This window comes from Rothia sp. P100 (assembly GCF_023712425.1).
GTDB lineage: Bacteria > Actinomycetota > Actinomycetes > Actinomycetales > Micrococcaceae > Rothia > Rothia endophytica.
The window spans coordinates 438,121-453,414 of record NZ_JAMAYG010000002.1 but is presented as its reverse complement, the minus strand read 5'-3'; the positions used below and the strand labels follow the sequence as shown (position 1 = coordinate 453,414).

Annotated in this window: 13 protein-coding genes; 12 read left to right on the top strand and 1 reads right to left on the bottom strand. The window is 50.7% G+C overall.

Features of this window, described 5'->3' with window-relative positions; genetic code table 11:
• Positions 1 to 2: 2 nt before the first annotated feature.
• The 7 genes from M3668_RS06960 to M3668_RS06930 all read left to right on the top strand — a co-directional run bounded on the left by M3668_RS06960 (position 3) and on the right by M3668_RS06930 (position 8,895).
• On the top strand, positions 3 to 1,298 hold the full coding sequence (locus tag M3668_RS06960) for a hemolysin family protein (protein ID WP_251380097.1): 1,296 nt from the start codon (positions 3 to 5) through the stop codon (positions 1,296 to 1,298).
• A gap of 196 nt (positions 1,299 to 1,494) precedes the next feature.
• Entirely contained in the window at positions 1,495 to 2,583 is a 1,089-nt protein-coding gene (locus tag M3668_RS06955) for a GTPase Era (protein ID WP_251380096.1), read from the top strand.
• A gap of 162 nt (positions 2,584 to 2,745) precedes the next feature.
• On the top strand, positions 2,746 to 4,143 hold the full coding sequence (locus M3668_RS06950; RefSeq protein WP_251380095.1) for an LCP family protein: 1,398 nt from the start codon (positions 2,746 to 2,748) through the stop codon (positions 4,141 to 4,143).
• A 213-nt stretch (positions 4,144 to 4,356) separates the two neighbouring features.
• Entirely contained in the window at positions 4,357 to 6,096 is a 1,740-nt protein-coding gene (gene leuA / locus M3668_RS06945) for a 2-isopropylmalate synthase (RefSeq protein ID WP_251380094.1), read from the top strand.
• Between the two features lie 98 nt (positions 6,097 to 6,194).
• Positions 6,195 to 6,965 (top strand): DNA repair protein RecO, encoded by a 771-nt coding sequence (gene recO, locus M3668_RS06940; protein ID WP_251380093.1) that lies wholly within the window; start codon positions 6,195 to 6,197, stop codon positions 6,963 to 6,965.
• Between the two features lie 6 nt (positions 6,966 to 6,971).
• Positions 6,972 to 7,751, top strand: coding sequence for an isoprenyl transferase (locus M3668_RS06935; protein ID WP_251380092.1), 780 nt, complete (start codon positions 6,972 to 6,974; stop codon positions 7,749 to 7,751).
• Between the two features lie 52 nt (positions 7,752 to 7,803).
• Positions 7,804 to 8,895: a quinone-dependent dihydroorotate dehydrogenase gene (locus M3668_RS06930; protein WP_251380172.1), complete on the top strand. Its 1,092-nt coding sequence runs from the start codon at positions 7,804 to 7,806 to the stop codon at positions 8,893 to 8,895.
• A gap of 69 nt (positions 8,896 to 8,964) precedes the next feature.
• Here the strand turns inward: M3668_RS06930 and M3668_RS06925 are convergent, their stop codons facing one another.
• Positions 8,965 to 9,492: a DUF3043 domain-containing protein gene (locus tag M3668_RS06925; protein WP_285835804.1), complete on the bottom strand. Its 528-nt coding sequence runs from the start codon at positions 9,490 to 9,492 to the stop codon at positions 8,965 to 8,967.
• A 147-nt stretch (positions 9,493 to 9,639) separates the two neighbouring features.
• Between M3668_RS06925 and M3668_RS06920 the strand changes: the two genes are divergently transcribed.
• The 5 genes from M3668_RS06920 (at position 9,640) to M3668_RS06900 (ending at position 14,699) form a co-directional block, all read left to right on the top strand.
• On the top strand, positions 9,640 to 11,019 hold the full coding sequence (locus M3668_RS06920) for a dipeptidase (RefSeq protein WP_251380090.1): 1,380 nt from the start codon (positions 9,640 to 9,642) through the stop codon (positions 11,017 to 11,019).
• A 94-nt stretch (positions 11,020 to 11,113) separates the two neighbouring features.
• On the top strand, positions 11,114 to 11,470 hold the full coding sequence (locus tag M3668_RS06915; RefSeq protein WP_251380089.1) for a HesB/IscA family protein: 357 nt from the start codon (positions 11,114 to 11,116) through the stop codon (positions 11,468 to 11,470).
• Positions 11,471 to 11,703: 233 nt separating this feature from the next.
• A complete protein-coding gene (gene ctaC, locus M3668_RS06910; RefSeq protein WP_251380088.1) occupies positions 11,704 to 12,573 on the top strand; it encodes an aa3-type cytochrome oxidase subunit II in 870 nt (289 codons plus the stop codon).
• 10 nt (positions 12,574 to 12,583) lie between these two features.
• Positions 12,584 to 14,287 carry an aa3-type cytochrome oxidase subunit I gene (gene ctaD, locus M3668_RS06905; RefSeq protein ID WP_251380087.1) on the top strand — a complete coding sequence of 568 codons (1,704 nt, stop codon included), beginning with the start codon at positions 12,584 to 12,586 and terminating at the stop codon, positions 14,285 to 14,287.
• Positions 14,288 to 14,297: 10 nt separating this feature from the next.
• Positions 14,298 to 14,699 carry a cytochrome c oxidase subunit 4 gene (locus tag M3668_RS06900; RefSeq protein ID WP_251380086.1) on the top strand — a complete coding sequence of 134 codons (402 nt, stop codon included), beginning with the start codon at positions 14,298 to 14,300 and terminating at the stop codon, positions 14,697 to 14,699.
• Positions 14,700 to 15,294: the final 595 nt, after the last annotated feature.

The window sequence follows — 15,294 nt, the reverse complement described above, 5'->3', positions numbered from 1 at the left end:
CCGTGCTTTCCGTCTTCTTTCTCGCTACCGGTGTACTGGTTTTAGTTCTCATCGGTTATCTTTTCACCGCTATGGAGTCTTCCTATACCTACCTGCCCAGGGCCGTTGCGGGGGAGTTAGCGGATGAGTCCGGTAAAAAGAGCGTCCGGGCAATTCTTGCTGACCCTGAACCTTACTTCCGTTCCTTGCGCATCTGGCGGGTTTTAGCGGAAACCGCAGCGGTAGTCTGCTTTTATCTCTTGATTTCCGAGATATTCCACCGCACCTGGATCAGCGTGGTGCTGACTTTACTGGTAATGACTATCCTGATTTTTGCCTTTTTTGGGGTGGCTCCGCGTTTAGTGGGCCGCACAAAGCACGTTCAGGTTTTTAAAACAATGGCTGGTCTAACCTATGCCCTGGGGGTTCTAACACGCCCCTTCTCATCTTTACTGACAGCGCTATCGCGCAAGTTTAGCCCCAAAGACTCAGACCGGGTCACCGGTATCTTTACCGAGGATGAGATTCTCGAATTCGTTGACCGGGCATCGTCATCTGAAGCTATTGAGGACGATGAAGCTGAGATGGTGCAGTCGATCTTTGAGCTGGATGAAACTCGCATCCGCTCGGTGATGGTGCCTCGCGCAGATATGGTCACTATCGACCTCGATGAGAGCTTAGATGATGCCCTGAATCTTTTCTTGCGCTCAGGTTACTCTCGCATGCCCGTCTTGGGCGACTCTTTTGACGATGTGCGGGGTGTCCTTTATCTGAAAGACACCATCGAGGGCTATCGAGGAATCACAGGTCAAGCTTCAGCTCTCGGTATCGCTTCGCTCATGCGCCCGGCCCGTTTTGAACCTGAAACCAAGCGGGTGATGGACTTGCTCAAGCAAATGCAGAGGGAGTCAACCCACGTGGCGGTGGTTGTTGATGAATACGGGGGCACCTCAGGGCTGGTTACTCTTGAGGATCTAATTGAAGAGCTTGTTGGTGATATAGCCGATGAGTATGACAACGAGAAACCAGAAGTAGTAATGCAGGAAGATGGCACCTTCCGTATCAGCTCCCGTCTAGGGGTCGAAGAACTGGGAGAAACCTTTGGTGTTGACCTCGAAGATGAGGACGTCGAGACGGTAGGAGGGTTGCTCTCTAAGCACCTGGGACGAGTACCTATTATTGGTAGTGAAGTCGTCGTGGAGGGCATCCATATCAAAGCAATTGGTGCCCGCGGTCGCCGCAATAAGATTGGCACCCTAGAAGTCTGGGCAGAGCTCCCTGTCACCGTCGAAGCGAGTGAACAGCCTGTTGAACAGTAGACACCTCGGCAAAGCCGCCCTTTCCAGCCCTTGGGTTGGAAAGGGCGGCTTGTTGATTTTAGCCTCAACAGGAGAAGCGGTGAGGAGACTTATACCGCAGAGGTACCGACTTACCGCACAAACTTAAAGGGGCATAGGTAAAAGGTTGTAGAGTGGTCTGTAGTTTTTTATTGAGACCAACACTTGGAGTTTTTGAGTGGATTTTGCAGCTTTTCCCGATGACTATTCGGCTGGCTTTGCGGTGCTGGTTGGGCGCCCTAATGCCGGCAAGTCAACCTTGACCAACGCGCTGGTGGGGCAGAAAGTTGCTATTACTTCAAACCGCCCACAAACCACCCGTCATACTATTCGCGGTATCGTGCACCGCGATGATTTTCAGCTGGTATTGGTCGATACTCCCGGTTTGCACCGGCCGCGTACTCTGCTGGGAGAGCGTCTCAACGATCTCGTAGCTGAAACTCTTTCTGAGGTTGATGTTATTGGCTTCTGCATTCCGGCTGATGAGAAGATTGGGCCTGGTGATCGCTATATTGCTCAACAGCTTGCTGCCTCTGGAAACAAGCCCATCGTAGCGATTGTTACCAAAGCAGATAAGGTGAGCCACGAACAGTTGACCGAGCAGCTCATTGAAGTTTCGGCTCTGGGTGATGAGATTATGAGCGCGGAGCGAGCAGCTCGCAAACAGCGTCGCGATCGGCAAGAGCGCAAGAAAAAGGGCGAACAAATGCCCTTCCGTAAGGGTAGTGGCCCGGCCGCTTCTCGGGCTAGCGCTAAGGGTGAACCTGCCAGCGGCGTAGTGAACGACGGACGCGGCGGCTGGGCCGATATCATTCCTGTATCTGCAGTCAATGGCTATCAGGTTGAGGAGGTAGCCAAGCTACTCTCAACACATCTGCCTGATTCTCCTCCTCTGTATCCCACCGGTGAACTGACCGATGAACCTGAGGCCACTCTCATTGCCGAGCTGGTTCGTGAAGCTGCCTTGGAAGGCGTCACTCACGAGCTACCGCATTCGGTTGCAGTTACCGTCGAAGAGATGGAGTTCAGGGAGGGGCGCAGTGAGGAAAACCCGCTCTTGGATATACACATTAACTTGTTCGTTGAACGTGATTCTCAGAAGGGAATTATTATCGGCAAACAGGGTGCACGCCTGAAAGAAATTGGTCAGACAGCGCGCAAGAATATCGAGACGCTGCTGGGCACCAAGGTCTTCCTATCGATTCATGTAAAGGTTGCTAAGGACTGGCAGAAGGACCCCAAGGCTATGGGCAAGTTAGGCTTTTAGGCTTCCTTTCAGCTTTTGAGCTAAGAACCATAAGAATTTGTGGGTATTTTTAAGCATTACCTTGAACCACGGTGCTTATCGTCGGTATCTATGAAACGGAGTTTATGAATGGCCTTTTTAGGCTCTTCCCCTCAGCCTTCAACAGCTACACATGGGCGCCACATGCTACTTCAGCCCCAGAAGTCTCAGCGTTTGAAATGGCTTGCCTTCGGTTGCGTAGCTATGTTGCTTTTAGTGTTCGGGCTGGGGGGCTTCGCTCTGGCCAGGTTGCGCTCGAATGTTCACACCGCTGAGATGAATGTGGGGGAGTTAGTCGGCAATTTGGCGAGTGGTCCACTCGATATTTTGGTCATTGGCTCCGATACCCGTTCAGGTAATAACGCTGCCTACGGCGATGAGGCTGATGCAGAGTCCGGGGCCCGTTCAGATGTAATGATGCTGCTTCAGATCAGTGAGGACCGCCAGATGGTTAATGTGGTGTCGTTCCCTCGCGATTTAATGGTAGATATCCCTAAGTGCACCGACGCTGAGACGGGCCAGGTCTACGCCGCTAGTGAAGATACACAGATTAACGAGTCACTCGAGCGTGGTGGCCCGGGCTGCACTGTCGCTACCATCAGTAACATCACCGGTGTAGAAATTGATCACTTTATGCTGGTTGATTTCAACGCTGTTAAGGCACTGTCCAGCGTTGTTGGTGGGGTCCAGGTATGCGTCACAGAAGATATTGATGACACCTACAGTGGCTTGAAGTTGGAGGCTGGAACCTCCGACGTTGAAGGCGAGCAGGCCCTTGCTTTCCTTCGGTCACGTCACGGATTTGGCGATGGGAGCGATACCGCCCGTATTAAAGCTCAACAAAGCTTTTTGTCTTCCCTGCTCCGCAAGGTTCAGTCGGAGGGCACTCTTTCTAACCCCAGCATGCTCTACCGTATGGCCGAAGCCGTCACCCAGAACGTCACGGTTGATAAGGGGCTGACCGATCTATCTACGCTGGTCAGTGTGGGGTCGATTTTCTCAACAGTTGACCTCAGCAAAGTTGTTTTTGCAACGGTTCCCAACGAACCCTACGTCCTAGATGACAATAAACTGCAATTATCCACCGAATCTGAGGCTTTCTTCACGAAACTGCAGAAGGACGAGAGTCTTGTTGAGCCGGCTGCCACAGAAGAAACGGTAGAAGAGGACGTTGATTCGCTGAACTATGATGTCTCCGTCTCCGTATCCAACGGTTCAGGCGTCGATGATAGAGGTTCTGCTCTAGCATCGGATATCACTGATCGCGGTTTCAAGCAGACCACCGTTGACGAAAACGCCGCCGAGTATTCAACCTCATCTATCGTTTACCCCTACGGTTTTGAGGCTGAAGCCCAGGCTGTCGCGGATATCTTTGGAATTACTACCCTCACACCTTCTGACCAGTACATCGGCATTGAGGTAGTAGTTGGCTCAGACTTAGCAGAGCATGACAAAGTAGAATCGCAAGATGCTGGTATAGCCTCCGGTGTCACCGGGCAGACCGCTGATCAGGTCACCTGCCAGCAGTCCTTTAACTACTAAATATAAAAGCTCCCGTGTCAGCTGGAGCTTTTCATATAGTGGAAATAGTGTGACCTTACTACCGGTGGCTAAAAAACGCGTGATACCTTGAACACATGAGTGAGATGCATATGGAAATGCTTATTTGCCGTAGCGCGGTTATACAGGTCATGCTGCGCTACGGGTTTGTTCCTGTTTCTTAGAACTATAAATCTCACGCTGAAAGTACACCTCATGAAAAATTTCCAGCAGCCGGCTTCAATGCCAGTGCACAAGTACGTCCCTTTTAATCAGCAGATTCAGGTATCGCTTCCGGATCGTTCCTGGCCAAACAAAACTATTACTAAAGCACCTCGATGGTGCGCGGTAGATTTGCGTGACGGTAACCAGGCTCTGATAGACCCCATGGACACAGAGCGCAAACTCGCCATGTTCAAGTTGCTGGTTAAGATGGGCTACAAAGAAATCGAGGTGGGTTTCCCCTCAGCATCTGCAACCGATTTTAATTTTGTGCGCACCCTCATTGAAGAGGGTCATATCCCCGCTGATGTCACCATTCAGGTGCTGGTGCAGTGCCGTGAACACCTGATTCAAAAGACCTTTGAGGCAATTGAAGGTGCCCCCAGAGCCATTGTGCACTTCTATAACTCAACTTCTGTTCTGCAAAGACGCGTTGTCTTTAACCAGGATCAGGACGGTATTTTGGACATCGCTCTGACCGGTGCTCGTCTGTGCAAGAAGTTCGAAGAGCAAATGGTATCTGATACTAAAATCACCTACGAATACTCTCCGGAATCCTTCACCGGCACAGAACTTGAATTTGCTGTCAAGGTATGCAATGCGGTAACTGACGAACTGGGTATCGGCGAGGGGCGTGAGGTTATCATCAACCTGCCGGCAACCGTCGAGATGGCTACTCCCAATGTGTACGCTGATTCTGTTGAGTGGGTTAGCCGCAATCTAACCAACCGTGAACACGTCGTTCTTTCCCTGCACCCGCACAATGACCGAGGCACCGGTGTCGCCGCTGCAGAGCTAGGCTATATGGCGGGGGCAGACCGTATTGAGGGTTGCCTTTTCGGTAATGGAGAGCGCACCGGCAACGTAGACCTGGTAACCCTGGGGTTGAACCTCTACACTCAAGGTGTGAACCCAGAAATCGATTTCTCCAATATTGATGAGATTCGCTCTACCGTTGAGTACTGTAACCAGCTACCGGTTCATGAGCGTTCACCCTACGGCGGCGACTTAGTCTTTACTGCTTTCTCCGGTTCTCACCAGGACGCTATTAAAAAGGGTTTTGAGCGTATGGAGAAGGATGCCCAGGCTGCAGGCAAAGATATTGATGACATGGTGTGGTCAGTTCCCTACCTGCCCATTGACCCCAAGGACCTGGGGCGCACCTATGAAGCAGTTATCCGTGTGAACTCACAATCGGGTAAGGGCGGCGTCGCCTATCTGCTGAAGAAGGATTTCGGCTTGGATCTCCCCAAACGAGCGCAACAGGAATTTTCTACCATTGTTCAAGCGCGAACTGACTCGCAGGGCGGTGAGGTTTCAAGTCCGGTCTTGTGGAACATCTTTGCTGATGAATACCTGCCCAGCACCGATGTTGAGAACCGCTGGGGCAAGTACCGCATTGAGTCCCTGTCTATTGATTCTGAAGAGCACGGTGCCACCACGATGCGTGCTGGTCTGGTCATTGAAGGTCATCGCTATGAGCGAGTGGGCCAAGGCAGTGGTCCCATTGAGGCCCTGCAGTCCATCCTCTCCAAGGAGGGGGTAGATATTCGTGTCCTGGACTACTCGGAACACACTCTTGCTTCAAGCGCTAATGCGCAGGCAGCTTCCTATATCGAAGCCGCGGTTGGAAGCCGGGTTCTATGGGGCGTTGGGATTGACTCATCTACTACCCGCGCGTCGTTGAAGGCAATGATTTCGGCGGTCAATCGAGCGATTAGAGATTCAGAATAAGTTTTCCGTGGCGGGGCTAGCCTCCTGGAGGTTCAGCCCCGCCGATTTCTTTTTTCTCTGTGACTGACAGAGTGCACAGGGTATGAAAGAATATGAGTGTGAGTTCAGCGCTATCAATGAATAAGTCCTTTCGCGATAGCGCTATTGTTTTGCGCACCCAGAATCTGGGGGAGACCGACCGTATCATTGTTTTGTGCACCCGGGAGCACGGCATCGTCCATGCGGTGGCTAAAGGGGTACGACGCAGCTCTTCAAAGTTCGGTGCCCGCCTTGAGCCCTTTATGCTGGTTGACTTTTCGGCATCCGGCGGAAAAAAGTTAGCAACCATCTCTCAGGTGGTAACGAGAAGGGCCTACGCTGCCCCTATTGCTGCTGATTACGGTGTGTTTACCGTTGCAGCTGTTATTTGTGAGTTAGCTGAACAGCTGGTGCAGAACGACCAGGAGGCTGGTTCGGGTCAATTTTCGCTGCTGGCAGGAGCACTTTCTGCATTGGCTCGCCGATCTCATTCTCCCTACAGAATTCTTGATTCTTACATCGCCCGCTCTTTTTCTTTAGCAGGGTGGGGTTTAGCAACTTCTGCCTGCGGCATTTGTGCATCTGTCGATGATCTCAACTACTTCTCGGCTGAGGTTGGAGTCCTGTGTCAGAACTGCGGGCGGCGTAACTTGGTGCAACGTGTCACACCTATTTCAGAAGATACTCCCGCATACCTCACTGCTCTCAAAGCTGGAGATTGGGAGACCGTTGGGACGCTAGGAACTGCTTCCTCCCTTTCCGTCAAATCTTCACGGCTTATGATGGAATATGCTCAGTGGCATCTAGAGCGACCACTAAAAACGCTCGCAATTTTAGAAAAGGAAAGCTAGTCTCCTATGTCCCACCTTCTGCCTAATCCACACCCCAGCGGTGCTACTGCGCCGTCCATTCCACGTAAGTTTGTTCCTCAACACGTTGCTGTAGTGATGGATGGTAACGGTAGGTGGGCCAACGAACGTGGGTTGCCTCGTAATGAAGGGCACCGTGCAGGTGAGGCAGCACTTCTCGAAGTGGTAGCTGGAGCGATTGAGATGGGTATTCCTTACATCTCGGCTTACGCTTTTTCTACAGAAAACTGGAAACGATCACCAGATGAGGTCGCCTTTTTGATGCGTTTTTCCTCAGAGGTGCTGGAGCGGCAGCTAGAGACCCTTAAGTCGTGGGGAGTTCGTATTAGATGGGCGGGCCGACGCCCTAAACTATGGAAATCTGTCATTACTCTACTTGAGAAGTGCGAAGCTGAAACAAAGAATAATACTGTTTGCACTCTCACTATGTGCGTTAACTACGGGGGCCGCGCTGAAATTGCCGATGCTGCAGCCTTGATGGCCCAGGATGTCGCTGACGGTAAAATAAAACCCAAACATATTACCGAGAAGACTTTTCAACGGTATCTTGATGAGCCTGACCTTCCCGATGTAGATCTATTTCTACGGACTTCAGGAGAGCAGAGATTTTCTAACTTCCTCCTCTGGCAGAGTGCTTACGCCGAGATGGTCTTTATGAATGTCCTGTGGCCAGATGTTGACCGAACTGTTCTGTGGGACGCCGTCGAGCAGTATGCACGCCGAGATCGCAGATACGGTGGCGCTATCGACCAGGTTACCTCTCGCTAATTTAGATTTATATATAACTGGTAGTTTTACCGCGGCTGAAAGGGGAATGACCGTGAGGTTATACCCAACCCTGTTCAATACGATGTTCAAACCTATGGATGCAGAAAGGGCCCACCATATTGGCATGTGGGGTGTGCAAACCCTCCGCAAGACCGGTATTTCCAAAATTGGTGAACGTCTGTTTTTTGCGCCTCATCCGGCATTGAAAACTGAAGCTATGGGGCTGACTTTCCCTTCACCTTTTGGAATGGCGGCGGGGTTTGATAAAGGGGGCTACGCTATCTCAGCGCTGGGCAACCTCGGGTTTGGTCATATCGAAATTGGTACGCTAACCGGGCAGGCACAGCCAGGTAACCTTAAGCCTCGTCTCTTTCGTTTGGTCGATGATAGAGCTGTCATCAATCGCATGGGATTTAATAACGGGGGAGCTGCTGAAGCTGGACCGCGTATCGCAGCGGCAAGAGCCGACTTACAGAGTGAGTATAAAGGAAAACTGCGCCCCCTTATCGGGGTCAATATTGGAAAAACCAAGCTTGTAGACCTTGAAGATGCCATCGAAGACTACTTGGTGAGCACACGTGTATTGGCACCCCAGGCAGATTACCTGGTGGTGAATGTTAGCTCGCCGAATACCCCAGGTCTGCGAGACCTGCAGGCTATTGAAACCCTTGAACCTCTACTTGAGGCTGTAAGGTCTGAGGCGGATAGAGTTGTCGTCGGTCGTAGAATACCGCTGGCCGTCAAAATAGCACCTGATTTGGCTAATCAAGATATCGTTGAGATTGCGCGTATGGCTGTGCGTTTGGGACTGGATGGCATCATTGCTACCAACACCACTATAGCCAGAGATGGTATGGGGCTAACTTCTGACACCGCTAAAATTACTGAAATCGGTGCTGGCGGTCTATCGGGGGAGCCGCTGAGAAGCCGCTCACTAGAAGTTCTCAGAATACTTAAATCTGAGGTGGGAGATCAGCTTTCACTGATTTCAGTAGGCGGCGTAACCACCGCCAAAGACGTCCAAGAAAGGTTGGATGCAGGAGCTCAGCTAGTGCAGGGCTATACCGCTTTTCTTTACGAAGGCCCACTATGGGCAGCTCGTATTAACAAAGAACTTCTTGCTTTGCGAAAAAATAATAAGTAGTCAGTAAACGGGGGGCCGGAACTTCTGTACAGAAGTTCCGGCCCCCCGTTCATTGATAAGAGCTTGAGTTTAGCTGGGATATTGGCCGCGGGCAACCTGAGGTTTGGGTAGACGGAATCTACGAATCATCATTGATCGGTTAAAGGCGTAGAAGCCGGAACGTGGTTCTACGGCACCAAACTTTGCGATAATCCTTGGCTTGAGCTTGCGCCATAGAAGCCAGAAATCAATGAACCACAGCAGGATAAAGGCCCACATGACCAAAATGCTGTATTCCTGAAAGGCTCTGGTGAAAAGACCGATGATGAAGGTTAACAAAATGACGGGAAGAAGTACATCGCCCACGTTAAATCGTGCATCTACGAAATCCCGAATGTAACGGCGTTGCGGGCCGCGATCATTCACGGGAAGATAACGTTCATCGCCGGTCTGCATAGCTTGTTGTTGCTTGATGCGGAATTCGCGATTTGCTGCTTTTTCCGCTTCTTTAGCTGCCTTTCTATCTACCGGCACAAGAGGTGACTTGCGTGCGGCCTCTCTTTCTTTACGAGAGGGGGTAGGGCGGCCCTTGGGAGGGGTGTACTTAGAGTCAGACAGATGAGGTTCTGTTCTTTCAATCCTGATAGACCCCGCGGACTGCTGACTTCCAGTTTCTGCTGCTTTATTTTTACGACCAAACACCTCTTAAGGATAACGATTTCGAGCCTTTAAATACATTTAACGCGTATTCTGAGATATATGACGATGCATGATTTTAAATTTGAGCACAAGGATCAGCTAGCAAATCTCATTGAAGAGCAGTTCGACGCGGAGCTGGCTAAGCTAGTTGAATTAGTTGCAATCCCTTCTGTGGCCTGGGAGTCTTTCGATATCTCAAAGGTCACCGATAGCGCGCAAAAAGTTCGTGAACTTGCGCTAGATGCTGGGTTTGAGTCGGCAGAAATACTGAGTGTTGAGTACGCAGGGGGCAAGATGGGCATGCCCGCTGTAGTAGCCCGCAAAGAGGCTAGTCTAGGGTACCCAACCTTCTTGTTGTACGCGCACCACGACGTACAACCCGCAGGCGATTTAACGCTGTGGAAGACAGACCCATTTACTGCAACCCAGCTTGGTGACAGGCTTTATGGCCGTGGAGCTGCAGATGATAAAGCTGGAGTAATCGCCCATCTAGCAGCTTTTTCAGCGGTAAGGAAAGTCTTAGGTGACTCCTTTAAGGTAGGCGTCACCCTGTTTATTGAGGGTGAAGAAGAAGCAGGTTCACCCAGTTTTGATGACTTTTTGTCACACTACAAACAAAAGTTAGCGGCTGACTACATCGTCGTAGCTGACTCAGCGAACTGGCGAACTGGGGTGCCAGCTTTAACTACAAGCCTCAGGGGTGTAGCTAGCGGTGATATTTCCGTAAGAGTTAGCGACCACTCGGTTCATTCTGGGATGTTTGGTGGGCCATTGCTCGATGCCCACACTGTCCTTATGAAACTGATATCGACACTTCATGATGATAAAGGTAAGGTTGCGGTTGAAGGTCTAATATCTTCACCTCAACCAGAGGTTGACTATGATGAAGGGGATTTCCGAGCGGACTCAGGGATTCTAGACAGCATGGTCCTGGCTGGTGAAGGTTCGATATCATCCAGACTCTGGGCGCAGCCTGCCATATCGGTAATTGGCATGGATATTACTTCGGTAGCTGAATCCTCCAACACCATTGCGGCGACATCTAACGCTCGTATTAGCGTGCGCCTGGCACCAGGTCAGAACCCCGATGACGCGCACAGGGCCCTAGCACGTCATTTTGAAGCTCGCAATGGATTAGGAGCTGAAGTTATTTACCAAGCTGAAGATTCAGGTCAGCCCTATTCCGCTGACACTGCTGGGGAGGGAGCTCAACTATCCTTAGCGGCTTTCTCTGAGGCATGGGGAGTGGAACCTGTAACTACTGGCATGGGCGGCTCAATTCCATTCATAGCTACCCTAACGAGCCTGTACCCTGATGCGCAGATACTCATTACTGGTATTGAGGATCCTGACACAAGAGCTCACAGTGCAAACGAGTCCCTCTACATACCTGACTTCAAAAAAGCTATTCTCGCTGAAGCTTTGATGCTAGCTGAAAAGAGCTAGGGGAGTAGCATCACCATTGAGTAGCGCCCCCTCGCGCTCGAAGTTTTAAAAGCGTAAACTAGATGCTGAATAACACCTCTTGAAAGGAAAATTGATGTCAGAGACTGTTCTCGATAACGTATCAACCCACGCAGTGAACCTTACTGACCTTGCTGCAGCAAAAGTTCGAGCCTTGCTCGAACAGGAAGGTCGTACCGATTTACGACTGCGCATTGCTGTGCAGCCCGGCGGTTGCTCAGGTCTTATTTACCAGCTCTACTTTGATGAGCGTGTACTGGAAGGTGATGCTATCCGTGACTTTGACGGTGTTGAGGTAATTGTTGATCGCATGAGCGTCCCCTACCTCGATGGGTCCACCATTGACTTTGAAGACACCATTCAAAAGCAGGGTTTTTCAATCGATAACCCCAATGCGCAGGGGTCATGTGCATGTGGTGATTCGTTCAGCTAATTGCTACTGATGTAAACGATAGGGGTCAGCCTGTGCTTTCGCACACGCTGACCCTAAATTTTTTAGTATGGCTGTCACGAAATACTTTTGTAATGACACGTCTATTAGATGACAGGTTGTCACCGTAATTCCCCATTTGCAGGTAAGCTCGTATTGAAAGATTTATACCTAGATTATTGCTGTCCACACACGGCACCTAGGTAACACGCACATCGCTACAGGAAGGGCCGTCTGTGAGTTCGCAGCATCGAACCGGCAGCAAGGGGCTGAAAAGCAAGGCAATAGCCACCGCTACTGCAGTCTCAGCACTGCTATTGACCGGTTGTTCAGAACAGGCAAAGGTGGGCTGGTTGCCTACCCAGCGTGGTGTAACCGATAACGCAGATACCATCATGGACCTTTGGATTGGTTCGTGGGTAGCTGCTTTAGCCGTAGGTCTTGTCGCCTGGGGCCTCATGCTCTGGTGCATCATCGCCTACCGTCGTCGCAAGTACGAAACCGGTTACCCCCGCCAGGTGAGCTACCATGCTCCTCTGGAAATTTTCTACACCATAATTCCCGTTATCTTGATTGTTAGCCTCTTCAGCTTCTCTGACAGGGCTGAGCGAGAGATAACCGCACCCAAGGCTGAAACCGCCGATGTTACCGTCGAGGTTTACGGGAAGCAGTGGGCTTGGGACTTCAACTACATTAACGAAGATGTCTACTTTTCCGGTATTCAGGCGCGTCTGAGCACCACCGGCGAAGAAGGTGTTGAAGAAACCCTTCCTACACTCTATCTGCCTACTAACTCGACTGTAGATGTCCAGCTAAAGTCTCGCGATGTAATCCATTCATTCTGGGTACCTGCTTTCCTTGAGAAGCGTGACACCATTCCCGGCATGACCAACCACATGTACTTCACTACAGGTGATGAGGCTGCCACCTACGCTGGCAAATGTGCAGAGCTCTGCGGTGAGTACCATTCTGAGATGCTCTTCAACGTCAAGGTTGTCCCTCAGGACGAGTATGACGCCTACATTCAGTCATTAGAAGACGAAGGTAATACCGGACGTCTCGGTGATGAATACAACCGCAATCCCAACCAGAACACCAACAACTAAGAGGTAACCCGTGACTACTCTTGAGTATTCAGCGGACACAACTAACGGCAGTGTTATTCCGCGGGTGGTGCCCAAGTCTAAAGGGCGAATTATCGTCAATTGGCTCACTTCCACCGACCACAAGACCATCGGGTACATGTACCTGATCGCTTCTTTCATTTTCTTCTGCTTTGCCGGTGTTATGGCTCTGATTATGCGTCTAGAGCTTTTCTCTCCCGGTATGCAGATTCTAGAAACCAAGGAACAGTTCAATCAGCTGTTTACCATGCACGGTACTCTCATGCTGCTCATGTTCGGTACCCCGCTGTTTGTTGGTTTTGCTAACGTCATCGTTCCTCTTCAAATTGGTGCTCCTGACGTTGCTTTCCCACGGTTGAACTCACTAGCATTCTGGTTCTTCCTTTTCGGTTCACTCATCGCTATTGCTGGGTTTATTACTCCTCAGGGCGCTGCGTCATTCGGCTGGTTCGCTTATGCACCGTTGAATAGCACCACTTTTAGCCCTAGCGTTGGTGGCGACCTTTGGATCTTCGGTCTTGCCTTGCAGGGCTTCGGCACCATCATGGGTGGCGTCAACTTCCTGACCACCATCCTCTGTATGCGTGCTCCCGGTATGACCATGTGGCGTATGTCGGTCTTTACCTGGACTACGCTCATCACTGCGATTCTGATCATCATGATCTTCCCGCCCCTTGCATCAGCTCTGTTTGCCCTGGGCATGGATCGCCGCCTAGGTGGCCACATCTTTGATCCTGAAAACGGTGGAGCCATTCTGTGGCAGCACCTCTTCTGGTTCTTCGGTCACCCTGAGGTGTATGTGCTGGCGTTGCCCTTCTTTGGTATCGTTTCCGAAATTATTCCGGTCTTCTCACGCAAACCGATTTTTGGTTACAAGGGTCTGATTTTCGCTACCATCGCGATTGCTGCTCTATCAGTAACCGTATGGGCTCACCACATGTACGTCACGGGTGCGGTAATGCTTCCGTTCTTCTCGTTCATGACGATGCTCATTGGTATTCCTACTGGTGTTAAGTTCTTCAACTGGATCGGTACTATGTGGCAGGGTTCGATTACCTTCGAAACCCCCATGCTGTGGGTCTTCGGCTTCCTTATTACCTTCCTGTTCGGCGGTATCACCGGCGTTATCCTGGCGGCTCCTCCGCTTGACTTCCACCTTTCAGACTCATACTTCGTGGTAGCACACTTCCACTACGTTATTTTCGGTACTTTGGTGTTCGGTATGTTCGGCGCCTTCTACTTCTGGTGGCCCAAGTTCACCGGTAAAATGCTCAACGAACGCATTGGTAAAATTCACTTCTGGTTGCTCTTCATTGGCTTCCATACGACCTTCCTGGTCCAGCACTGGCTTGGTGTGGACGGTATGCCACGTCGTTACGCTGACTACATGCCTGAAGACGGCTTCACCTGGATGAACCAGCTCTCAACTTTCGGTTCCATGATTCTCGCTATCTCGATGATCCCCTGGTTCTGGAACGTATACATCACTTACCGTTCAACTAAGACCGTTGATGTTGATGATCCTTGGGGATTTGGCGGTTCTCTGGAATGGGCTACCTCTTGCCCGCCACCTCGCCACAACTTCACAGCTCTTCCCCGCATCCGTTCAGAGCGTCCTGCACTTGACTTGCACCATCCGGAGCTGTCAACCAACAACGACGTCGCTGCGGCTGCTCGCCAGATCAGCGCACGATAGGGGACATAGTATGAAACTTTTTTCAAAGATTTTTGGTCTCATCGGTGTATTCCTGATTCCGGTTGGTATCACCTACGGGTTCATGACTGACTTTAATGATTGGGCCGGTTTCCCAGCGCTTCTTGCAACAGCTGTCATGTGTCTTTTCCTCTGGTACTTCTTGTCCTTCACTGACAAGAAGCATCCAGATATGCCCTACGAAGACCTTGATGGCGAAATTTCGCACGCTGCTGGCGATTATGGGTTCTATTCACCATGGTCTTGGTGGCCCCTGTTGATTGGCGTGGCTTGTTCTATCGCCGTTGTCGGTTTAGCTGTCGGCTGGTGGGTATTCCTCCTGTCGTTGCCCGTTGCAGCGGTTGCAGTTATAGGTTGGGTTTATGAATACAACAGTGGCGATCACGCTCACTAGTTTTCTAAATAACTAACAGGTTGGTGTCCGGTTCTAAATAGTTCCGGGCACCAACTTTTTTGTATCCAAAACAACTATCAAGAACTGCATCTAAACCATTTCCCAGAGGCAGGCTTGTTCGTAGATTGTAAGTACCGGCTAAAGTCTCCTGGTTACAGTCAATGCAGCGAGAATGAGTCAGAGGTCCGTAACTTAGTATTTGGCTCACGGTTTTTAGCCTCATTTATGAGTGATTGAGTGAGCTATGGTGTGTAGACTCATACCCGTTAATTCTTGCGAAGTGGGCTTGCCTCTAAGGTTTATCGTCGGTCTATAGGGCCTCCGTTCGCCCGACCTTAGTTCTCTCTGTCTTTCGTTTTACAACCTTTTACTACTGGTCACGAGACCCTGCGAGAAATTCATGGTTTTCACCAAAGATCCCTGAGCTTTATCACGCTGTGCAATACAAAGTCCCTGGGTAACCCCTTAGTAGCCTTTCAGGACAGCTCAGGACAGCTCAGGACAGCTCAGGACAGCTCAGGACAGCTCAGGACAGCTCAGGACAGCTCAGGACAGCTCAGGACAGCTCAGGACAGCTCAGGACAGCTCAGGACAG

What these genes read in the sequence shown, in the direction of transcription:
- M3668_RS06950 (WP_251380095.1), top strand. Translation starts at nt 2,746, where the DNA reads ATGCTACTTCAGCCCCAGAAGTCTCAGCGTTTGAAATGGCTTGCCTTC.
- leuA (WP_251380094.1), top strand. Translation starts at nt 4,357, where the DNA reads ATGAAAAATTTCCAGCAGCCGGCTTCAATGCCAGTGCACAAGTACGTC.
- M3668_RS06935 (WP_251380092.1), top strand. Translation starts at nt 6,972, where the DNA reads ATGTCCCACCTTCTGCCTAATCCACACCCCAGCGGTGCTACTGCGCCG.
- M3668_RS06920 (WP_251380090.1), top strand. Translation starts at nt 9,640, where the DNA reads ATGCATGATTTTAAATTTGAGCACAAGGATCAGCTAGCAAATCTCATT.
- M3668_RS06915 (WP_251380089.1), top strand. Translation starts at nt 11,114, where the DNA reads ATGTCAGAGACTGTTCTCGATAACGTATCAACCCACGCAGTGAACCTT.
- M3668_RS06900 (WP_251380086.1), top strand. Translation starts at nt 14,298, where the DNA reads ATGAAACTTTTTTCAAAGATTTTTGGTCTCATCGGTGTATTCCTGATT.